Source organism: Niveispirillum sp. FG148 (assembly GCF_057809655.1).
Window position 1 is genome coordinate 90,990 of record NZ_JBMDKJ010000020.1, and the last position, 20,437, is coordinate 111,426.

Annotated in this window: 19 protein-coding genes; 11 read left to right on the plus strand and 8 right to left on the minus strand. The window is 63.4% G+C overall.

Annotation, left to right across the window (positions count from 1 at the left end; translation table 11 throughout):
• Nucleotides 1–17 precede the first annotated feature (17 nt).
• The gene (plsY, locus tag ACODTW_RS19355) at nt 18–638 is read left to right on the plus strand and encodes a glycerol-3-phosphate 1-O-acyltransferase PlsY (RefSeq protein ID WP_488947708.1); all 621 of its coding nucleotides are present in this window, start codon (nt 18–20) and stop codon (nt 636–638) included.
• Nucleotides 639–801: 163 nt separating this feature from the next.
• Complete coding sequence (locus tag ACODTW_RS19360) at nt 802–1,590, plus strand: phage tail protein (protein WP_488947709.1); 789 nt, start codon at nt 802–804, stop codon at nt 1,588–1,590.
• A gap of 12 nt (nt 1,591–1,602) precedes the next feature.
• Here ACODTW_RS19360 and ACODTW_RS19365 read toward each other — a convergent pair whose 3' ends face one another.
• Nucleotides 1,603–2,001, minus strand: a complete 399-nt coding sequence (locus ACODTW_RS19365) for an NUDIX hydrolase (protein ID WP_488947710.1) — start codon at nt 1,999–2,001, stop codon at nt 1,603–1,605.
• A 129-nt stretch (nt 2,002–2,130) separates the two neighbouring features.
• On the opposite strand from ACODTW_RS19365, the gene ACODTW_RS19370 reads away from it, so the two are divergent.
• Nucleotides 2,131–2,568, plus strand: a complete 438-nt coding sequence (locus ACODTW_RS19370; protein ID WP_488947711.1) for a phage tail protein — start codon at nt 2,131–2,133, stop codon at nt 2,566–2,568.
• Nucleotides 2,569–2,610: 42 nt separating this feature from the next.
• Here ACODTW_RS19370 and ACODTW_RS19375 read toward each other — a convergent pair whose 3' ends face one another.
• Nucleotides 2,611–3,081 carry an Lrp/AsnC family transcriptional regulator gene (locus ACODTW_RS19375; RefSeq protein WP_416572023.1) on the minus strand — a complete coding sequence of 157 codons (471 nt, stop codon included), beginning with the start codon at nt 3,079–3,081 and terminating at the stop codon, nt 2,611–2,613.
• A gap of 129 nt (nt 3,082–3,210) precedes the next feature.
• Here ACODTW_RS19375 and ald point away from each other — a divergent pair, with 129 nt between their 5' ends.
• The gene (gene ald / locus ACODTW_RS19380; protein ID WP_488947712.1) at nt 3,211–4,320 is read left to right on the plus strand and encodes an alanine dehydrogenase; all 1,110 of its coding nucleotides are present in this window, start codon (nt 3,211–3,213) and stop codon (nt 4,318–4,320) included.
• Between the two features lie 112 nt (nt 4,321–4,432).
• On the opposite strand, the gene ACODTW_RS19385 is transcribed toward ald, so the two are convergent.
• Together ACODTW_RS19385 and ACODTW_RS19390 are read right to left on the minus strand one after the other, a co-directional pair.
• Nucleotides 4,433–4,888, minus strand: coding sequence for an SRPBCC family protein (locus ACODTW_RS19385; protein WP_488947713.1), 456 nt, complete (start codon nt 4,886–4,888; stop codon nt 4,433–4,435).
• A gap of 79 nt (nt 4,889–4,967) precedes the next feature.
• Nucleotides 4,968–7,556: a ligase-associated DNA damage response DEXH box helicase gene (locus tag ACODTW_RS19390; protein ID WP_488947714.1), complete on the minus strand. Its 2,589-nt coding sequence runs from the start codon at nt 7,554–7,556 to the stop codon at nt 4,968–4,970.
• A gap of 51 nt (nt 7,557–7,607) precedes the next feature.
• Between ACODTW_RS19390 and ACODTW_RS19395 the strand changes: the two genes are divergently transcribed.
• The 5 genes from ACODTW_RS19395 (at nt 7,608) to ACODTW_RS19415 (ending at nt 11,043) form a co-directional block, all read left to right on the plus strand.
• A complete protein-coding gene (locus tag ACODTW_RS19395) occupies nt 7,608–8,024 on the plus strand; it encodes a GNAT family N-acetyltransferase (RefSeq protein WP_488947715.1) in 417 nt (138 codons plus the stop codon).
• A gap of 53 nt (nt 8,025–8,077) precedes the next feature.
• Nucleotides 8,078–8,692 (plus strand): hypothetical protein, encoded by a 615-nt coding sequence (locus tag ACODTW_RS19400; protein WP_488947716.1) that lies wholly within the window; start codon nt 8,078–8,080, stop codon nt 8,690–8,692.
• Between the two features lie 101 nt (nt 8,693–8,793).
• Complete coding sequence (gene mazG / locus ACODTW_RS19405) at nt 8,794–9,603, plus strand: nucleoside triphosphate pyrophosphohydrolase (RefSeq protein ID WP_488947717.1); 810 nt, start codon at nt 8,794–8,796, stop codon at nt 9,601–9,603.
• A 31-nt stretch (nt 9,604–9,634) separates the two neighbouring features.
• Nucleotides 9,635–10,411 (plus strand): SDR family NAD(P)-dependent oxidoreductase, encoded by a 777-nt coding sequence (locus ACODTW_RS19410; protein WP_488947718.1) that lies wholly within the window; start codon nt 9,635–9,637, stop codon nt 10,409–10,411.
• Nucleotides 10,412–10,533: 122 nt separating this feature from the next.
• Nucleotides 10,534–11,043, plus strand: a complete 510-nt coding sequence (locus tag ACODTW_RS19415; RefSeq protein WP_488947719.1) for a hypothetical protein — start codon at nt 10,534–10,536, stop codon at nt 11,041–11,043.
• A 7-nt stretch (nt 11,044–11,050) separates the two neighbouring features.
• On the opposite strand, the gene ACODTW_RS19420 is transcribed toward ACODTW_RS19415, so the two are convergent.
• The 3 genes from ACODTW_RS19420 to ACODTW_RS19430 are packed head-to-tail and all read right to left on the minus strand — an operon-like array spanning nt 11,051 to nt 14,588.
• Entirely contained in the window at nt 11,051–12,757 is a 1,707-nt protein-coding gene (locus ACODTW_RS19420) for a GMC oxidoreductase (RefSeq protein WP_488947720.1), read from the minus strand.
• Nucleotides 12,757–13,305: a gluconate 2-dehydrogenase subunit 3 family protein gene (locus ACODTW_RS19425; RefSeq protein ID WP_488947721.1), complete on the minus strand. Its 549-nt coding sequence runs from the start codon at nt 13,303–13,305 to the stop codon at nt 12,757–12,759. Before ACODTW_RS19425 ends, ACODTW_RS19420 begins: the two co-directional genes overlap by 1 nt.
• Nucleotides 13,302–14,588 (minus strand): 3-keto-disaccharide hydrolase, encoded by a 1,287-nt coding sequence (locus tag ACODTW_RS19430; protein WP_488947722.1) that lies wholly within the window; start codon nt 14,586–14,588, stop codon nt 13,302–13,304. Before ACODTW_RS19430 ends, ACODTW_RS19425 begins: the two co-directional genes overlap by 4 nt.
• Before the next feature lie 324 nt (nt 14,589–14,912).
• Between ACODTW_RS19430 and ACODTW_RS19435 the strand changes: the two genes are divergently transcribed.
• On the plus strand, nt 14,913–15,368 hold the full coding sequence (locus ACODTW_RS19435) for a hypothetical protein (RefSeq protein WP_488947723.1): 456 nt from the start codon (nt 14,913–14,915) through the stop codon (nt 15,366–15,368).
• 248 nt (nt 15,369–15,616) lie between these two features.
• Here the strand turns inward: ACODTW_RS19435 and ACODTW_RS19440 are convergent, their stop codons facing one another.
• Nucleotides 15,617–17,233, minus strand: coding sequence for a peptide chain release factor 3 (locus tag ACODTW_RS19440; RefSeq protein ID WP_488947724.1), 1,617 nt, complete (start codon nt 17,231–17,233; stop codon nt 15,617–15,619).
• A gap of 171 nt (nt 17,234–17,404) precedes the next feature.
• Here ACODTW_RS19440 and ACODTW_RS19445 point away from each other — a divergent pair.
• Nucleotides 17,405–20,437, plus strand: a 3,033-nt coding sequence (locus ACODTW_RS19445; RefSeq protein ID WP_488947725.1) for an NACHT domain-containing protein, incomplete at its 3' end; no start/stop codon positions are given.

Here is a 20,437-nt window from a genome sequence, read left to right on the forward strand (position 1 = left end):
AACCAAGAAGCAAGACCATGGCCGATCTTTCCCCGCTGCCGCTGATCCTGTCCCTGATCGGGGGCTATCTGTTGGGCTCCATTCCCTTCGGGCTCGTCCTGACCCGGCTGGCCGGTTATGGCGATATCCGCAAGATCGGCAGCGGCAATATCGGCGCCACCAATGTCCTGCGCACGGGCAACAAGCCGCTGGCGCTGGCCACCCTGCTGCTGGACAGCGGCAAGGGCGCCATTGCCACCCTGATCGCGTTGTACATGGTGGGACCGGAAGCCGCCATTGCCGCCGCCGCCGGGTCCATGCTGGGCCACAGCTTCCCCGTCTGGCTGGGCTTCAAGGGCGGCAAGGGGGTCGCCACCTCGCTGGGCGTGCTGCTGGCCATTTCCTGGCCCGTGGGGCTGGCAGCCTGCGGCACCTGGCTGCTGGCGGCGGCTTTGTTCCGCATCTCGTCGCTGTCGGCACTGATCGCCATCGGCGCCAGCCCGGTTGTCGCCTGGTTCCTGGCCGGTCCCGAAGTCGCGGGCCTGTGCCTGTTCATCGCCGCCCTGGTTTATATCCGTCATAAGGACAATATCGGGCGGCTGCTGAAGGGAACCGAACCCAGGATCGGGGCGAAGAAGAAGGATGCAGCGGCGGGTTGATCGGCCTGTCGCCGCGATCACCCGGCGCGAACATCGGGCGGACAGAAATTCCGTCATCCAAAATACCAGTATTTCCCATTAAAATTAATATATTAATGAGTTTCCGTTCGGAAATTTATGTGAGTATCCTGCACCATGCTTGTTCAGCGCGGCAGGATAGAAGATGACCACCAATCCGGTACCGTACTTCTGCGGACAGATCGAGTATTTCCCCTTTAACACCATCCCGGAGGGTTGGGCCCTTTGTGATGGGCAGGTGTTGAAATCGTCCGATTACCCCTCGGCGGCCAAATTGCTGGGCGACCGTTTTGGCCGTGGGGCCGACGGGACCTTTGGCTTGCCCAGTCTGCTGAATGCAACGGGCACACCCGCCAACTTTCAGCCCTGCATCTGCCTGGATGGCACTGTGCCCAGTTCCCAGGAAACGTCGAACATGGAAGAGACGGTGATTGCCTATACGGGGCAGATCGCTTACGTCGCTTTCACGGAAACGCCCAACGACTGGCTGATTTGCGATGGGTCCGTCGTGACGATTGCAAGGTTCACGGCCCTGTTCCAGGTCCTGGACACCGCTTTTGGTGGGGATGGTCAAACGACATTCGGCTTGCCTGATCTTGTGACCGACCCGACGACACCAGCCGGTGTGACACCGCTGATCAATGCCGCCGGCTTGTTTCCATCCAATTCGGCAGCGGACGAAACAGAGTTCTCAACCTTCTGCGGTCAGGTCATTTACACCGGTTTCAGCACGCCGCCGAACGGTTGGCTGACCTGTAACGGCGCCCTTCTCAAGATGTCGGACTATCAGTTCTTGTTGCCGGTGCTGGGAACCCGGTTCGGCGGTGATGGTACCAGCACCTTCGGCCTGCCCAACCTGATCGGCAGTGCTTGCACGCCCAAGGGGCTGACCCCGATCATCCAGACGGTCGGGACTTTCCCGACTTCCGATTGAACGGTCTGGCCGTTATCGGCCCTGGATTGCCGCAACCGCTGTCCTTGTCGACACGGTCAGGGGTTGCGGCAGCGCGTCCAGGCTGAACCATCCCCAATCCGCCATCGCGTCAGGCTCCATCACCTGCGGCACGCCTTCCACGATGCGGGCGCGGTGGACCGGGTTGACCCAATGGCTGGGGCCGGTGGGGTCGATCTGATCGACCACACAGAGCAGGCCCGTCAGTTCGATCACCACACCCAGTTCCTCGCGGATTTCCCGAACCACAGTGTCCGCGACCCGTTCCAGGAATTCCACCTTACCACCCGGCAGGCCCCAATGATCAGCCTCCGGATTGCGGCGGCGTTTGACCAACAGCAATCGGTCTTCGTCATCGGTAATGAAGGCGCCACAGCCAACGCGAATCTGCATCCTGTTCCCATCCTTTCGATATAGCCATAAATAACAAACAGTTAACTTGTCACTCCATGCCGGGGCATATTATCAACATCCTCACCAGTGGATTTTCCATCTGGTTTTAACTCCATTTTGGAGAGCTCAATGGACGCCTATATCGGTCAGGTCTGTTTCTTCGCATTCACATATCCGATCAGAGACTGGATGCCCTGTGACGGGCGATTGCTGACGATCCAGCAATATCCGGCGCTCTATGCTGTCATCGGTACCTATTACGGCGGTGACGGCCACGTAAACTTCGCCCTGCCGGACCTGCGGGGCCGCGTGCCGGTGGGCGTCAATGTCCCACCCGTCGCCGGTCGCCTTCCGGCTTCCCAGGTCGGGGCCAATGGCGGTTCCACGTCCCTCACCGTCCCCCCCGCCAGCAGCACCGTGGCGGTGGAAACCACGACGCAGACCGGCAGCACTGTCGCCCATGTTCAAACCCCGCAACCCATCCAGGCCCCCCTGCCGCCACCGCCGTTCCAGACGCTGAATGCCTTCATCTGCGTCAACGGCATCTTCCCCACGCGCGACGACTGAACTCTTCCCTCTGCTCCCCGACCGACGGGGACGGCGATACCCTTACCGCATCGGCACGGTGGTGCGTTTGGCCACCGTGCGCAGGGTGAAGCTGGACCGTACCCGCGCCACGCCGGGCAGACGGGTCAGGGTCTGGGTATGCAGCCTTTCATAATCGCTGCCATCGGCGACCACGACGCGCAGCATGAAATCGGCGTCCCCGGCCATCAGATAGCATTCCATCACCTCCGGGCATTCCATCACCTTGGCCTCGAACGCGCGCAGGTCCTGGTCCTGCTGCCGGTCCAGCGTGATCTGCACAAAGACTGAGGTGCCGCGGCCCAGCGCCGCCGGGCTGACCAGCGCCACATAGCCCTCGATCACCCCTTCATCCTCCAGCCTTTTCAGGCGGCGATGGCAGGCCGAGGGCGACAGGCCGACATGGTCCGCCAGGTCGGCGACGCTGATCCTTCCGTCCGCCTGCACCTGGGTCAGAATCTTACGATCAATGGCATCAAGGTCGGCTGGCCGCATTTTCCACCATCAAAGGCCGGTTTCATGCACGAAGCGTCGAAATAGGGCCATGCCGGACCCGGTCTTTGCAAGGACATTCACCGGCCTTCGGGCGTATTCTCTCCCCACATCCGAACAGGGAGAAAAAACATGCTCATCGGCGTTCCGAAAGAGATCAAGAATCACGAGTATCGCGTCGGCCTGATCCCCGGCAACGTGCGTCAGCTGGTGGTCCACGGCCATCAGGTGATCGTCCAGAAGAACGCCGGCACCGCCATCGGCCTCTCCGACGATCTGTATGTCGCCGCCGGCGCCACCATGGTGGACACGGCCGAGGAAATCTTCGCCCGCGCCGACATGATCGTGAAGGTGAAGGAGCCGCAGCCGGGCGAATGCAAGATGCTGCGCCCCGGCCAGGTCCTGTTCACCTATCTGCATCTGGCCCCCGATCCGGAGCAGACCAAGCTGTTGCAGGAATCGGGCGCCATCTGCATCGCCTATGAAACTGTTACCGACCGCAATGGCGGCCTGCCCCTGCTGGCGCCGATGTCGGAAGTGGCCGGGCGCATGTCCATCCAGGCCGGCGCCCACTGCCTGGAAAAGTCCTATGGCGGCATCGGCATCCTGCTGGGCGGCGTGCCCGGCACCCCCCCCGCCAAGGTCGCCATCATCGGCGGCGGCGTGGTCGGCACCAATGCCGCCCGCATGGCCATGGGCCTGGAAGCCCATGTCACCGTCCTGGACAAGTCGCTGGACCGGCTGCGTCAGCTGGACCAGCAGTTCGGTCGTCGCCTGAACACCGTCTATGCCAATGTCGAGACCATCGAGCAGGCCGTGCTGGAAGCCGATCTGGTCATCGGCGCCGTGCTGGTGCCCGGTGCCGAGGCGCCGAAGGTGGTCAGCCGTGAGCTGGTCGGCCGCATGAAGAAGGGTGCGGTTCTGGTCGACGTTGCCATCGATCAGGGTGGCTGCTTTGAAACCAGCCACGCCACCACCCATGCCGACCCGACCTATGTCGTCGATGGCGTCATCCATTACTGCGTCGCCAACATGCCCGGCGCCGTCGCCCGTACCTCCACCTTCGCCTTGAACAATGCCACGGCGCCGTTCGTGCTGGCGTTGGCTGACAAGGGCTGGGTGCAGGCGCTGAAGGACGACGTGCATCTGCGCAACGGCCTGAATGTCTGCAAGGGCGAACTGACCTATCCCGGCATCGCGCACCTGGGCACGATCGTCAGCGCCGACAGCGTGCTGGCCTGATCCATCAAGAGCTATCTCTACCGGGGCGATTCCCTCCCGCCCCGGTTTCCCTGCCCCAAAGGCAGTCCTCGTGAAAGCCGGGTTCCCGACAAGGGAATCCGGCTTCTTTTTTTTACGCTGCCGCGGCACGCGCCGCGCCATAGGCGGCCAGACGGGCCAATTCATCCTCGAACAGGCGCCCGACATGGCCGGGGGCGAGCCAGCGTTCCAGCAGGCCAGCCAACCCCTTGCCGGATCGCCAGGAACTATCGAAGGTTACGGTGCAGCCATTGTCCCGCGGCGTAACCGTGAACACCGTCACCAGCGCGCTGGTCAGCGAGATTTCGCGAAAAACCCGGCCGGGCACTTCCTCCTCGATCCGGACCCGCAAGGGCTGGCGACGGCCCGCCATCTTCATGGCAAACGAAACGACTGTACCATCTCCGTATCCGCCCTGTTCCACCTTGTAATCAACGAAGGATGGCGGCAGGAATCGGTTATGATGATTTTCATAGTCAATCAAACATTCATAAATTATTACCGAACTAACATCGATATCCAGGCTACGCTTCACATGTATTATCGACATGATCTTACACCAATTCAGGGCCTTGCTTCGCCCATTATATCAATATTCACCATGGGTCTACAGGGACAATTCTGCGATTTTACAGCAGCACACCTTGTCGACCAATCGGGTTGGTCGGGTGCATCAGTTCCGGAACAGCCTCCTCCAGTATCTCGTTTACCGCCTCGTCCAGCAGGGCATCAATGGCGCTGCCCTGCACCTGCTCCCGCCCGATTTCCAGGATGACAGGCACGGCCAAGGGGGAGATGCGGTCCAGCCGTCGGTGATGGATGTGGCCCTTCACCCGGGCCAGCATGTCGGCCACACGCCGCACATCGGTCAGGCCCGCCGCCGCATCGGCGCGCGTGGCGCGCAGCAGGACATGACCGGGCTCGTGCTTGCGCAGCACGTCATAGATCAGGTCGGCGCTGAACATCACCTGCCGGCCCGTCTTTTCCAGCCCCGGATGGCGGCGTTCGATCAGGCCGGCGATAATGGCGACGTTGCGGAACAGGCGCTTCAGCATGGAGCTTTCCTCCATCCACGCCTCCAGATCATCGCCCAGCATGTCCTGATCGAACAGGTCGGCAAGGTCGCTGGCCGGTTTCAGCGACCAGATGGCCAGCACATAGTCGGTGGCGACAAAGCCCAGCGGGTGCAACCCCGCCCGTTCCATCCGCCTTGTCAGCAGCATGCCCAGCGTCTGGTGCGCGTTGCGCCCTTCAAAGCAGTAAGCGACCAGATATTCCTTGTCATTGCGCGGGAACGTCTCCACCAGCAGACCGGTCCGGTCGGGCAGGACGGAGCGGTATTGCTGCAGGCGCAGCCATTCCTGCACCGCGTCCGGGAACTGGTCCCAGCGTGACGGGTCGGCCAGCAGGGCCCGTACCCGGTCGGCCAGATGGGTCGACAAAGGCAACCGCCCGCCGGCATAGGCCGGCACCTTCGGCGTACCCTCCCCGCCCTTGGCAACGATGATGTCATTGTCGCGCACGCCGATGAATTTCAGCAACTGGCCGGCAAAGACGAAGGTGTCGCCCGCCACCAGCCCATTGACGAAATATTCCTCCACCCTGCCCAGCACGGCCCCGCGGTTAAGGCGGACATTCAGCATCACCTCTTCCACGATGGTGCCGACATTCAGCCGATATTGCCGCTGGACCAGGGGGCTGGCCACGCGCCAGAGCCCCGTCTCCTCCTCCTGCGTCAGCCGCTTGAACCGGTCATAGGCGCCCAGGGCATAGCCGCCATTGGCCACGAAATCGAAGACATCATCGAATTCGTCACGCGACAGGTCGGCATAGGGTGCGGCCCGCACCGTCTCGGCATAAAGCGCATCGGCGCTGAACGGGGCCGAACAGGCGACGCCCGTGATGTGCTGGGCCAGCACGTCCAGGGCGCCGGGGCGGGCCTTGTCGCCGTCCAGGGTACCGGCCTTGATGGCGGTGATGGCCGCCTGGCATTCCAGCACCTCGAACCGGTTGCCGGGCACCAGCAGCGCCTTCGACGCCTCGTCCAGCCGGTGGTTGGCGCGGCCGATCCGTTGCAACAGGCGCGACACGCCCTTGGGCGCGCCGACCTGCACCACCAGATCGATCTCCGCCCAGTCGATACCCAGATCGAGTGAGGAGGTGGCAACGACAGCGCGCAGCTTGCCGGCGGCCATGGCCGCCTCCACCTTGCGCCGCTGCTCCACGGCCAGACTGCCATGGTGCAGGGCAATGGGCAGATTGTCGGCATTCAGCCGCCAGAGTTCCTGAAAGGCCAGTTCGGCCTGGGCGCGGGTATTGACGAAGACCAGGGTGACACCGTGCTGGCGGATACGCTCATACACCTCTGCCATCGCATGCAGGGCCATGTGACCGGCCCAGGGCAGATTCTGCTTCGTCGCCAGGATTTCCACCTGTGGCGGTGCGCCGGGCCGGCCACGTACCACCCGCACCGGCGCCAGTTCGCCCGCATCATCGTAAAGCCGGCCGGTTGGCGACAGCCAGGCGGTCAACGCATCCTCATCCGCCACCGTGGCCGATAGGCCAGCGCGCAGGGCGCGTGGCGCCAGACCCGACAGCCGCGCCAGCCCCAGGGCCAGCAGGTCGCCGCGCTTCGACCCGGCCAGGGCGTGCAATTCATCAATGACGATGCGGCGCAGGGGGCGGAAAATCTCCGCCGCCTCCGGATAGGACAGCATCAGCGCCAGGCTCTCCACCGTCGTCATCAGGATGTGCGGCGGCTTCGACCGCTGGCGGGCCCGCTTGGCCTCCGGCGTGTCGCCGGTCCGCGTCTCCGCCCGGATCGGCAGGCGCAAACTGGCGATGGGCGCTTCCAGATTGCGATGGATATCCACGGCCAGCGCCTTCAAGGGCGAGATATAGAGCGTATGCAGCCCTTCACGCGGGCGCTGCGACAGGTCGATCAGGCTGGGCAGGAAGCCGGCCAGGGTCTTGCCCGCCCCCGTCGGTGCGATCAGCAGGGCATGCAGACCGTCACGCGCCGCCGCCACCATGCCCACCTGATGCGGGCGTGGCGTCCAGCCCTGGGCCCGGAACCAGCCGGCAATGGCGGGCGGGATCAGGTCATCATCGGCACTGTCGATCGGCATGGCTTGCATGATGATGGCACTATGGCGGAACAGAGAGCGAACGGAAAGGGCCCTGGCCATCAGCGGCAATGTGGTCCTGTCCAGTGCCATGGATGGGGCGCTATATCCAGGATGCAATAATCGTCAGCGGCCGCCAGACAAGTGACAATTCGCACCGCCCATGCCGGCGATATACCCGGCCTGATGCTGATCCGTGCTCAGGTGCTTGAAAATCGCCTGACCCGGCCCGACCGCGTGCCTGCGTCCGCCTATGCCGAATTCATGGAAGTCAGCTACATCTGGCTGTTTGAGGATGCGGGTGGTATCCGGGGCTTCTCTGCTGCCGACCCGCGCGATGGCACCATCTGGGCCCTGTTCGTGCATCCGGCGGCGGAAGGGCGCGGACTGGCCAAGCAACTGATGGTCAAGGCCCTGGATGATCTGCGGGCGGCGGACTGGATTTTCGCCCGGCTTTATACGGAACCGTGGAGCCGGGCCGACATCTTCTATCGCTATCAGGGCTGGACCCCGGATGGTCTGACCGCGGATGGGGAACAGGCGTTCATCCTGATTCTGTGATTGACCTATCGATTGCAGGAATGCATTGGCCTGCTACCATCAAGGTTCTTTGCATGATGATGGGCGTATCCATGCCGGTGCTTTTGGACAATGAAGGCAATCGCTATTTCATCGGGGCCGGTCAACTCTGGTCCGGCGACGACACCGCGCCCACACCCGCGCAGGCGCAGAATCTCTGGCGATTATCGCCTCATTGGCGGCAAATTGACACCCTGCCACTGCCCCTGTGGTGCGCCTTTGCGCTTAGCATTCTGATCCAGATGGTGGTCGCGGGCATGGCCTTGACCGTTATTGACGGCGCGCGGATGGATTCGGCCATTCTGAGTGCGGCCTTCCTGGCCACCCTGGCCTGTCACATATCCATACCTTATGCCGGCCGCCTGGCTGGACGGCGGTTCCATCTCGGCGAACCGCTCCCGCTGCCACTTCGTCCACAGATACCCCGGTCCTGGACAGAATACGCCGCCACTTATCTGGCGTTTTTCTCGTTGGGTCTGGTCATGATTGCCCAAACGGCCAACAAAACCGCGGCGGGGACCAGCATCACGGCCCTGCCCCTGAGCTTTGGTATCGCCGCCGGCCTGTTTGTGATCATGCTGGGCCTGCTTCTGCCGCTCTGGTATCTGGCCCGGAATGCGAGACGACGGCATCCCCCCATCCGCCGTTAAGGCAGCATTGCCCGGCCCTGCCCGTCGCGCCGCTGGCATGATCCCTATCCCTCGGCTAAGTTTCGCCGCGACCGACGATGGCTTTCCGGGGACTGGGGCACATGACCGACAATATCACCCGCCTGCTGGGCATCATGGCGAAGCTGCGGGACCCCGATGGCGGCTGCCCCTGGGATCTGGAGCAGGATTTCCCCACCATCGCCCCGCACACCATTGAGGAAGCCTATGAGGTGGCGGACGCCATCCAGTCCGGCGACATGATGGCGGTGAAGGACGAGTTGGGCGACCTGCTATTCCAGACCGTGTTCTATGCCCAGATGGGCAAGGAGCGCGGCCTGTTCGATTTCGACGCCATCGCCGCCCATACGGCCGACAAGATGATCCGCCGCCACCCGCATGTGTTCGGCGATGTGTCGGTGGAAACGGCGGACGACCAGACCCGGCATTGGGAAGAACTGAAGGCCCGGGAACGGGCGGAAAAGGCCAAGGCGAGTGGCATCCCGCCATCGGCCTTGGACGGCATCACGCCGGGCCTGCCGGCCCTGACCCGTGCCGTGAAGCTGCAGAAACGCGCCGCCCGCGTGGGCTTCGACTGGACCCGCGCCGCAGAGATCCTGGACAAGATCGAGGAAGAGATCGGCGAACTGCGGGCAGAGCTGACGGCCGAACGCCAGGAGAAGGCCCGCGTGCAGGATGAACTGGGCGACCTGCTGTTCGCCCTGGTCAATCTGGCCCGCCGCCTGGATATCGATCCGGAAACGGCGCTGCGCGGCACCAACTTCAAGTTCGACAGAAGGTTCCGCTTTGTCGAACAAGCCCTTGTAAAGCAGGGAAAGAAGCCCGAAACCTCCACCTTGGATGAGATGGAGGAACTGTGGGTGGAAGCCAAGAAAACCGAGCGCCAGAGCTGAGACAGCGGATCAGGAAACGGAGAAAAAGCCAATGACGAAAGTGCCTTACGCCCCGAAAGTGGTGATGATCACCGGCGCCAGCGGTGCCTTCGGCAAGGCCTTTGCCCGCCGTTTCGCCGAACTGGGCTCCAAACTGATCCTGACAGCACGCGATCTCAGCAAGTTCAATGACTTGTTGGACGAGGTGAAGGTGCCGGTCCACCTGATGCGGTTCGATGTGCGCGACCGCAAGGCGGTGGAGGCCGAACTGGCTGCCCTGCCCGATGAGTTCAAGGCCATTGATCTGCTGGTCAACAATGCCGGTCTGGCGCTGGGGGCCGAGCCGGCGCACAAATCCAATCTGGATGATTGGGAAGTGATGATCGACACCAATGACAAGGCGCTGGCCATCATCACCGGGCTGGTTTTGCCGGGCATGGTGGAAAGGGGTGCCGGCCATATCATCAATCTCAGCTCCATCGCCGGTACCTATCCCTATCCCGGCGGCCACGTCTATTGTGCGTCGAAAGCCTTTGTGACGCAGTTCAGTCTGGCGCTGCGCGCCGACCTGATCGGCACGGGCGTGCGGGTGACCTCCGTCGAACCCGGCATGGTGCAGACCGACTTCTCCCTGGTCCGGTTCAAGGGCGATGCAGAGCGGGCGGCCAAGGTCTATGCCGATACGGTGCCGCTGACGGCTGAAGATGTTGCGGAAACAGTGACTTGGGCTGCCACCCTGCCACCACATTTCAATGTGAACCGGGTGGAGATCATGCCCACCACCCAGGGCCCCGGTGCGCTGAACGTTCACCGCACGCCCAAGGCGTGACCCGCAGTGCGATGCTGCCATCAGCACCGCACATGGCATAATCGAATATGTGGCACGGGCGTTGCTGTTCTTCTGCAAGGGTGCTGAAAAAGCATCAATGCCAACAACGTCCGGAGCCGACCATGCTCCATCATCGCTACCATATCGCCTGGCAGCGCCGGCGGCGGCACATGCTGAAAGTGCTGGCGCTGTCAGCAGCGCTGTTCGCCGGGATGCCCTTGGCCATGCAGGACCCCATGCCCTCAGCGCTGATCCGGCTGACCGGCAATATGGAGATGCAGTGCCATCTGATCATTGCCGAAACCAATGAGGCACTGGACCTGCTGAACGGTTCCGTCGACCAGCCGATTGCCACCGTTGGCGAAAAATGTAACCGGGCCCAGGGCTACAGGGTAACGCTGAGTTCCGCCAATGCCGGCATGCTGGTCAGTGCCGCCGGGGCGCGGGCTCCCTATATGGTCCGCTATGGCAGGGCGGAACCGGTCGCCCTGTCCCGGCCGCTGGCCCTGGTCCGGCGGGAACCGGCGCCCCGGACGGTGACCCAGGTGGTTGCCATCACCCTGCCCGCCCAGCCCTCGGCCCTGGCCGGGGATTATATCGACCGCATCATGCTGACCATCGCACCGCAATAGGCGATCATCAGAGCACACCCTGTTTCAGCAGGTCCACGGCATGGTGGGCCGCGCGTGCCGTCAGGGCCATATAGGTCAGGGAGGGGTTCTGCGTGCCGCTGGACGCCATGCAGGCGCCGTCGGTGATGAACAGGTTTGCCACCTCATGCGCCTGGTTCCAGCCATTCAACACCGATGTCGCCGGGTCGCGCCCCATGCGGGCGGTGCCCATCTCATGCGTCTTCGACCCGACGGGCAGGTCGAAACGGGCACCAGCGGCCACATCCTCGCACCCACCCGCCTGCAGGATGTCCGCGGCCTCCACCTTGGCCTGCGCGATCATGGCCCGTTCATTCTCGCGCAAGGTGCAATCCAGATGCGCCAGCGGAATACCCCAACGATCCTTCCTCGTCGGATGAAGGGTCACGCGGTTGTCGGCATGGGGCAGCATTTCCCCGAACATGTCGATGCGGATCGTCCAGGGGCCGTATGCCGTGGCGGCGTCCTTCACCTTGGCGCCGATGCCGGGGCCATTGCCGGCACCGGCCAGGGCCCGGCCGCGCGCCGCCCCACCCTGGAAACCGAAACCGCGGATGAAGCCATCGCCGGGGCGGGACGCCTTGTACCGGTAATTGGGGATATAGATGCCGTTGGGCCGCCGCCCATATTCATACCGGTCCAGCAGGCCCGGAACCCGGCCCGCCGCCCAGGCGCCGCCGACATGGTCCATCAGATACCGGCCCACGGCATCGCTGCCATTGGCCAGCCCCCGCGGACGGGCATCGTTGCGCGAATTCAACAAGATCTGCGCCGATCCGATGGTGGAAGCGCAGAGGAAGACCAGCCGGGCGCGGTGCGTCTCTGTCACCAGATCGTTGGCACCGATGGTCCGCACGCCTGTCACCCGGCCCGTTGCCGGGTCATGATCCAGGCTGTGACAGATGCGGTCGGTCAGGATGGTCAGGTTGCCCGTGCGCCGTGCCGCTGGCAGGGTCGCCGACAGGCTGCTGAAATAGGCGCCATAGCCACAGCCACGGCTGCAATGCGAACGGGCCTGGCAGGGGCCCCGTCCCAATGCCTGCTGTTCTTCGGTCGGGGCTGTCATGTTGGCGGTACGGCCGATGATCATGCGCACGTCCGGCCGGCTTTGCCCCAACCGGTCGGCTATGCTGCGTTCGGCGCAATTCATCTCAAACGGTGGCTGGAACACCCCATCGGGCAGTTCCTCCAGCCCCTCCATCGACCCGGATATGCCGGCGAACGCTTCCACATGATCATACCAGGGAGCCAGATCGGCATAGCGGATGGGCCAGTCCACACCATGCCCGTCACGGGCATTGGCCGTGAAGTCGGCGTCGCTCCAGCGATAGGATTGCCGATACCAGGTCAGCGACCGCCCGCCCAACTGGTATCCGCGCGTCCACATGAAGGGCCGGTCATCGGGATAGGAGAAGGGGTAGGTCTCGGTGTCGGCGAAGAACTGCAGGTGCTGCATCTTATAGATCCAGTCACCCTTGTCCCGCAGCTGCCGCCAGCCATGGTCAGGATAGCTCTCCGGCACCAGGTTGCGGAACTCCACCTCCCATGGGGCCTGGAAATCGGTGTAGTCGGGGCCGGCATGGTCGATATGGCGGCCCCGTTCGATGACCAGGGTCTTCAGCCCGGCCTCACACAGTTCCTTGGCAGCCCAGCCGCCGGTGATGCCGGAACCGATGACGATCGCATCCCAATCCATCAGCCATGCTCCCGCACCAGATCGCGCAACTGTGCTTGTGACAGGTCGCCATGATAGGCGCCGGGCACCAGGACATAGTCCGGGTCTGCCCCTTGCGAGGTAAAATAGGCGAGGTAGATCAATTGCTTCAGCCGGCGATAGGCGAGATGTGCGGGCCCCTGCCCCTTGAAGGCATCGGTGTCGTGGCGGGTCAGCACGGTCAGCCGTTCCGCCACCGCCAATCCGCAGAACCCTGTTTCCCCTGCCAGCCTGTCGATCGTGGCCAAGGCTGCCCGGAACTGGGCCTGCGTGGCCGGCAAGGCCCAGTCCAGCATCAGTCCATCAATGACGCCATGGACATTGGCCGCCATCGCTCCCGGCGCCGTGGTGGCCGGGATCATGGTCTCCGCCACCGCCGCCAGCGTCGCCATCTCGGTGGCTGTGAAAAGGCGGCCGGCGCCGCCCGCCGGCACGATGGTACCGATATAGGCTCCGGCCGGCAGGGCGGAGGAGGCGACCGATCCCCCGACAAGGGCGATGGCGCCCAGCAAGGCTTCCCGCCGGTTCATCCTCCGGCCCCCGTCAGCGGCCGGATGCGCAGGGATCGGAAGGCCATCGGGCCCCGGTCACCGCGCAGCACGATGGGGCCGGGCCCCGCCATGCCCGTTCCCGCAAGGGAGGCATCGACGAGCTTTGATCCGTTCAGCCAATGTTCCACCCGTTCCCCCGTCGCGCGGATACGCACCCGGTTCCACAGATCCGGCGGCTTCACAGACGGCTTTTCCGGGTTAGGGTCGGTGAGGTTGCGGGCTGGCACCTGATCCAAGAGAGAACCCGTCGCCATCATTCCCTGCCCTTTCGGCCCCTGGGCCAGCCGGTAGCAGGCGCCATGGGCATAATCGATGCTTCCCTCCGCCCCCTCGGACAGTAGCACATCCAGTTCCAGCTCGAACGCCGTGAACGGGTCGGCCGTCAGCGCGGGCGTCGCCGGCCCCTGCACCCGCAAGACCCCATCGCCGATGCCCCACCCCGCCGCCGACAATCCCGCCCAGCCGGCTGCCGTCCGCCCATCCCAGAGCAGGCGCCAGCCCAGGGCGCGGCGTTCGGCACTCAGATGATTGGCAATGAAATCCTGTTCGTTGCTGGCATCGATGGGCGTGGCGAAACGTGCCGGGCGATCGGTGATGATGCGCATCTCACGCAGCCGCACCTCCATCCCGGCATTGGCCGGATCGGCGCCGATATCATGGACCTGCAGGCCGAAGAAGCCGCGCGGGGTCAGATCGTCCAGCAGGTTGGCTGCAGGATTTCCGTTCAGCCAGGTGCGGATGCGGGGGCCGATGGCTTCCACCCGCAGATGGTTCCAGTCACCGGAGCGGAAGGCGGCCAAGGTGTCGGGCCGATGTGCCGGGCTGTTCAGCCACAGCCGCCGCTCCTCATCATAAATCCCGCCTGTCCAGCGCCGGTCCGACGGATCAATTTCCACCTGATAGCCGTGAACGACACCGTCGCGGTAATCGGCGCGGCTTTCCGACCGGATCATCATCCCGGTATTCAGGCGCGGATCGGTCTTCACCTGGAATTCCAGGATGAAATCGTCGAACGTCTCCAGCGTCGTCAGAAAACTGTTCCGCGATTTTTCGACGGATCGCCCAACGATCTGCCCACCCTCCAGGCTGAACGTCGCCCGCCCGCCCAGCGGGCGCCAGCCGGGGATGGTGCCGTCCGGCGCCGCAGTCGCCGGAATAAGGGACCGCCACGGTCGCGGCATGGCGGCCAGAGCCATCCGGCCGGTACCCGTCAGACCCGCGGCCAGCCAAAACGCCTGTCGGCGTGAGAAGGACTGCACCATTCGTCGCTTCCTCCCGATGGATCATCAGCCGCACCCGTCATTCGTCTGCGCAATGCTTACTGACAACCTTGTCATAACCGAAATGATGGAAGAGGGGAAGGAGCAGTGGCGTGATTGCACTATGCAAACGGCATTCATTGCACCATGCAACTGCAATCCATTTCGAAAGTCAGGGAACTTTGCATATTGCAAGGATCAGGTCGGAATTGGCGTCGGCATCAACGTTGCTTAGTCAGGCTTCGACCGGTAAGAGCCGGCATGAAAAAGCGGCCAGAATGGCCCCAAGAACCGAAAGTAAAGACAATGAGACAATGGACATGCGGCGTGGGGCGAGCGCTTGTCTGCGCCCTGCTGCCCTTGGCCGCGACATTGCCAGCGCAGTCGGCGGCCAGTGGCGGCGTTGCCCTTAGGGGCAGCATGGAAAGCATCTGTTACGTCGTGGTGACGCAGACCGTCACCAATGTCGACATCGTGAAGGGCAATTCCGGTCTGACCATCGGATCGGTCGGGGAAAAGTGCAACCGCGGCAACGGCTTCACCATCACCCTGTCATCGGCCAATGCCGGTGCCCTGGTGAATGAAGGCGGCGCACGGGCACCCTATACGGTGCAGTACGACAATTCGGGCACGCGGTCGCTCGCCACGCCAGTCGTCCTGACCCGGAAAAGCGCCAAGAAGACCGTCTCGACCAAATCCTTCAAGGTCAGCCTGCCGGCCAAGGCCCAGGCGCTGGCCGGCAGCTATGGCGACACGATCACGGTCAGCATCGCTGCCCGATAGGAATTGCGGGTGGTCGCCGGTCCGGTGTCCACCCGTTCCTTCAGGCCCGGACCGGGATTGTTAAAGCTTTCATCATCGGGCAAGTGAACCATTTGCCCTTGGCGCCGTTCTCTTCAGGTGACCAACCCTGGTCAATGGAGAAACGATATGCGCGGCATCCTGCTTTGGGCCCTGGGGATTCCCATCTCTATCATTATCATTCTGTATCTGCTGAACGTGCTTTGACAGGATGCATCATGGCGGCCCGATCAGGCCGCCACCGTCGTCACGCTCTTGTTCTGCTCGCGCGTCTTCAGGAAGCGCAGTTCGGGGAAATCCTCCTGCGCGCGGTTCAACTGCCAGCCATTGCGGGCCAGATAGACCAGGGCGCCGTCATGGTCTTCGGCGATGTCGGCCCGACGGCTGTCGATGAAGTTCTTCAGCGCAATCGGATCATCGCTTTCCACCCAGCGGGCGGCGTCGTAACCCGCCGTTTCGAACCGGGCCTTCATGCCATATTCGGCCTCGATGCGCGCGGCCAGCACCTCGAACTGCAACTGCCCGACGACGCCGACGACCCAGTCGGCACCGACGACAGGCTTGAACACCTGGCTCGCCCCCTCCTCGGCGAAATGCTCCAGCGCCTTGCGCAGGTGCTTCACCTTCATCGGGTCGTCCAGGCGCACGCGCTGCAGCAGTTCCGGGGCGAAGCTGGGCACGCCCGTATAGCGCAGTTCCTCGCCCTCGGTCAGTGTGTCGCCGATGCGCAGGGTGCCATGGTTGGGGATGCCGATAATGTCGCCGGGGAACGCATCCTCGGCCAGTTCACGGTCGCGGGCCAGGAACAGCACGGCATTGTTGACGGCCAGGATCTTGCCGCTGCGCATATGCTTCAGCTTGGTCCCGCGCTTGAAATGGCCGGAGCAGAGGCGGAAGAAGGCGATGCGGTCGCGGTGGTTGGGGTCCATATTGGCCTGGACCTTGAAGACGAAGCCGGTGACCTTGCCCTCGTCCGGTTCCACCATGCGGCCATCGGCCTTCTGGTGACGCGGTGGCGGGGCATATTCGGCCAGACCCAGCAGCAGCTCGCGCACGCCGAAATTATTGATGGCGGAGCCGAAGAAGACCGGCGTCTGGTGGCCTTCGCGATAGGTTTCCAGGTTGAAGGGCGGGCACAGTTCCCGCACCATCGCCACGTCCTCGCGCAGCTTGGCGGCCTGGTCGGCGGGGATCAGTTCGTCGATCTTGGGATCGTCGATGCCGTGGCATTCGATCCCATCCGTCATCACGTCGCCCGAACGGCGATCCATCAGGATCAAGCGGTCGCGGATCAGGTCATAACAGCCCCGGAAATCCGACCCCGAACCGATGGGCCAAGAGGCGGGCGTCACTTCCAGCTGCAGATCGCGTTCCACCTCGTCCATCAGCTCGAACGGATCGCGCGCCTCGCGGTCCATCTTGTTGACGAAGGTGACGATGGGCACATCGCGCATGCGACAGACCTCGAACAGCTTGCGCGTCTGGCTTTCGATGCCCTTGGCGGCGTCGATGACCATGACGGCGCTGTCCACGGCGGTCAGCGTGCGATAGGTGTCCTCGGAAAAGTCCTCGTGGCCCGGCGTGTCGACCAGATTGAAGGTGCGGCCGGCATAATCGAAATTCATCACCGACGCCGTGACGGAGATGCCGCGCTCCCGCTCCACCTTCATCCAGTCCGACCGGGCACGCCGCTGCTCGCCGCGCGCCTTCACCGCCCCCGCCATCTGAATGGCCCCGCCGAACAGCAGCAGCTTTTCCGTCAGCGTCGTCTTACCCGCATCGGGGTGCGCGATGATGGCGAAGGTACGGCGCTTGGCGACTTCGGCTTCAAGGATATTGTCGGGCATGGGGCACTTCTGACGGCTGGACGCGGACCAAGCGGGTTCAATAGCCGATTTGTGAGGCAGACAGGGGGGAAAGTTTTGCAGGGGGGCTGTGACAGGGCGCGGGACAGTGTGGCGTGGTTGGCGATATTGCCTGTATCCTGATCCGGTTATAGCCGGGAGAGTTGCATACAAATGTCTGCCACCGTCACGCTGTTGATCAACAAGCTGGGCATCCCCGTCGCCAAGGCGCTGGCGGGTTTGTGGATCGAGAACAAGGTGGGTGTGGCCCTGACCGGCGGGGTGATCGACATCCTGGGCGGGCAATGGGCGGACCGCGTCGGCAGGCAGCGGCTGGAAAGCCAGTTCCAGAAGATTGGCGGCGACATCGCCCGGCGGATTGATCCCTGTCTGACCGGGTTGTCCGGCGGCGCCATTGAACATCTGGCGGATCATCTGTCGCTGCTAATCCGGGAGCAGATCGACGATGTGAAGACCCTGATCCGGGGCAGCATCTGCCCGGCCGACATCGCGCGGCGATTCCAGGAAAAGGATGCGCGCTGGCAAGTGTTGCGGGGACAATCGCTGTTCGATACCGCCGCACAGAAGGCTTATGAGGCCGCCCTGCTGATTATTGCCGAGGCATTGCTGGGCTATCTCGACAAGTTGCCGAACTGGCAGCCGGCGGTGGAACTGGAGCAGCTTCGACAGCTCCAGCATATTCTGGAACTGCTGGTCACCGAACGCGCCGCGCGGCAGGAGGCGTGGGACGATTATGAAAGGGCCTATCGCCGGGCTCTGGCCCGGACCTGTGACGAAACGGCCCTGTTCGGCATGCCGCCCGGCAAGGTGGAGGAGGATGTCAAGCAACTGCCCCTGACACAGACCTTCGTCACCCTGTCCATGCGGGAAAATGGTGCCGCCGCCGGCATCGCCGCACCCGACATGCTGGACCGGCTGGATCGGCGGGCGCCATTGCGTATCGTCATCGCTGGCGATGCGGGTTCCGGCAAAACGACGCTGGTGCGCTGGATTGCAATGGCGGCGGCGGCCGGGCGGGTGACCGACCGCTCCAACACCAGGGAAAAGACGGACGAAGCCGGTCCGTCCCCTGTCGATTGGGGCCTGCGCATCCCCTTCATGATCCGGCTGCGAAAACTGCAAGGGGACCACTTGCCCCCGCAGCGCGACTGGGGTCTGCCCGATGCCGACGGCATGCCCGACCCACCCGCCAACTGGGTATACAGCATCACGCAATCCGGTCGGGCGCTGATCATCCTGGACGGGTTGGACGAGGTGGATGCCGCGCGGCGGCCGAAATTGCTGAAGGCTGTATGGGATGCCTATCTGAAGGACAGCCAGAATGCCTGCATCATCACCAGCCGGCTGGCGGCCCTGTCCGGCCTGGAATCGCGGCTGACCGACTTCCGCATGATCGAACTGGACCCGCTGTCCGCAGAGGACAGGGTGCGGTTGATCGATCTTTGGTATGAAGCGGCGTCCCGCGCCGTCGGGGCCAAGCGTCTGCCGGCACCGGCGGAGAAGGCGCAGGCCTTGAAACAGGAGATCGAGCGCAAGCCCGTATTGCGGCAGTTGACCAGCAATCCGCTGCTGTGCGCCATGGTCTGCGCCCTGCATCAGGCGCGCGGCCCTGCCCTGCCCTCCACGGCCGCCGGCCTGTGCGAGGATATGGTGGAAATGCTGCTGCACCAGCGGGATGCCGAACAGTCGGTGAAAGGATCACCAGATTATGACAGCCTGAAACCATCAGTCCGTCGGCAATTGGTTACCGACATCGCCGACAGCATGGTCCGTAATGGTGATTCCGAGATGGATTTCACCGATGCCTGTCAATTGCTGGCGGACAAGCTGCCCCGGTTCAACCTGGACCCGGCGCTGGCGGCGGATCCGCAGCGCGTCCTGATCGCGCTTTGCGAACGAAGCGGCGTCATCCGCCGTCCGCAGAATGACAAGGTGGATTTCGCCCATAACAAACTGAAGGAGTATCTGGCTGCTGTTGCCGCGGCGGAGGATCAACAGGAAAAGGACGCCGTCCGCCGTCTGCCCGACGCCACCTGGGACGAGGTGGTGCAATTCATGACAGCCCTGCCCACCAAGCCCAAGACGGCGGATCGTCTGATCGCCGCCCTGTTGGCTAGGCGGAACGGCCTGCTGACGCGAGTCAAAGCTCTGGTTGCATTCAACCGGCGCGATGACCGTCGGGAACGACCGGACCTGCTCAAACGATCCCTGGGCTATCTGGCCCTGGCCTGCGCGTCAGGCGCAACGCAACTGGCGCCGGAATTGCGTATGCAGATTGACGCATTGAAACACGACCTCCTCCCCCCGACCAACCGGTGGGAGGCAGAAAAGCTCGCCTCCATGGAAGGGGTGGATGTTGAGGCCTTGCGATATCGGGCCGATTGGCCGGTGGAGACCGCAGCGGCTGCCGCCTTGTGCCTGCGTCTGATCGGCACTCCAGCGGCAAAACAGCAATTGGCCCTTCATTATGCCGACAATCCAAACCGGGACGTGGCCTTTGAACTGGTGCAATGCCTGGACCCGATGCAATGCCATGGCTTCTGGCGATGGTTGGCGAGCCGCCGTTTTCCAGAACATGAATTCGACGTCGATAAGGTTCCCCCACCTGTGGCATGCAGAATTTCCGCGCTGCCGCGCGGTGCCCAATTCAACAGCGTCACTCACTTGGCTCTCAACGGGCTTTCTCACCTGTCAGACATTGGCGCCCTTGGTGAATTAACGAGCCTGTCGTATTTGAGTTTAGCAGGCACGGGGGTCAGCGACGTCAGCGCCCTGGCGGCGCTCACAAACTTGACCACCCTCCACCTCAACAACACGGCAGTCAGCGACGTCAGTGCCCTGGCGGCGCTCGCAAACTTGACCACCCTCACCCTCAACAACACGGCGGTCAGTGACGTCAGTGCCCTGGCGGCGCTCACAAATTTGACCTTCCTCGCCCTCGAAAACACGGCGGTCACCGACGTCAGCGCTCTGGCGGCGCTCAAAAACCTGACCACCCTCCACCTCACTAACACGGCGGTCAGCGACGTCAGCGCCCTGGCGGCGCTCACAAACTTGACCGTCCTCTACATCCCCACGGCGGTCAGCGACATCAGCGCCCTGGCGGCGCTCACAAACTTGGCCTCCCTCTACCTCGACAACACGGCGGTCAGCGACGTCAGTGCCCTGGCGGCGCTCACAAATTTG

Excerpts from the sequence above, each read along its gene's own strand:
- plsY (WP_488947708.1), top strand. The coding sequence starts at position 18 with ATGGCCGATCTTTCCCCGCTGCCGCTGATCCTGTCCCTGATCGGGGGC.
- ACODTW_RS19360 (WP_488947709.1), top strand. The coding sequence starts at position 802 with ATGACCACCAATCCGGTACCGTACTTCTGCGGACAGATCGAGTATTTC.
- ACODTW_RS19365 (WP_488947710.1), bottom strand. The coding sequence starts at position 2,001 with ATGCAGATTCGCGTTGGCTGTGGCGCCTTCATTACCGATGACGAAGAC.
- ACODTW_RS19370 (WP_488947711.1), top strand. The coding sequence starts at position 2,131 with ATGGACGCCTATATCGGTCAGGTCTGTTTCTTCGCATTCACATATCCG.
- ACODTW_RS19375 (WP_416572023.1), bottom strand. The coding sequence starts at position 3,081 with ATGCGGCCAGCCGACCTTGATGCCATTGATCGTAAGATTCTGACCCAG.
- ald (WP_488947712.1), top strand. The coding sequence starts at position 3,211 with ATGCTCATCGGCGTTCCGAAAGAGATCAAGAATCACGAGTATCGCGTC.
- ACODTW_RS19385 (WP_488947713.1), bottom strand. The coding sequence starts at position 4,888 with ATGTCGATAATACATGTGAAGCGTAGCCTGGATATCGATGTTAGTTCG.
- ACODTW_RS19390 (WP_488947714.1), bottom strand. The coding sequence starts at position 7,556 with ATGGCACTGGACAGGACCACATTGCCGCTGATGGCCAGGGCCCTTTCC.
- ACODTW_RS19400 (WP_488947716.1), top strand. The coding sequence starts at position 8,078 with ATGATGATGGGCGTATCCATGCCGGTGCTTTTGGACAATGAAGGCAAT.
- mazG (WP_488947717.1), top strand. The coding sequence starts at position 8,794 with ATGACCGACAATATCACCCGCCTGCTGGGCATCATGGCGAAGCTGCGG.
- ACODTW_RS19410 (WP_488947718.1), top strand. The coding sequence starts at position 9,635 with ATGACGAAAGTGCCTTACGCCCCGAAAGTGGTGATGATCACCGGCGCC.
- ACODTW_RS19415 (WP_488947719.1), top strand. The coding sequence starts at position 10,534 with ATGCTCCATCATCGCTACCATATCGCCTGGCAGCGCCGGCGGCGGCAC.
- ACODTW_RS19420 (WP_488947720.1), bottom strand. The coding sequence starts at position 12,757 with ATGGATTGGGATGCGATCGTCATCGGTTCCGGCATCACCGGCGGCTGG.
- ACODTW_RS19425 (WP_488947721.1), bottom strand. The coding sequence starts at position 13,305 with ATGAACCGGCGGGAAGCCTTGCTGGGCGCCATCGCCCTTGTCGGGGGA.
- ACODTW_RS19430 (WP_488947722.1), bottom strand. The coding sequence starts at position 14,588 with ATGGTGCAGTCCTTCTCACGCCGACAGGCGTTTTGGCTGGCCGCGGGT.
- ACODTW_RS19440 (WP_488947724.1), bottom strand. The coding sequence starts at position 17,233 with ATGCCCGACAATATCCTTGAAGCCGAAGTCGCCAAGCGCCGTACCTTC.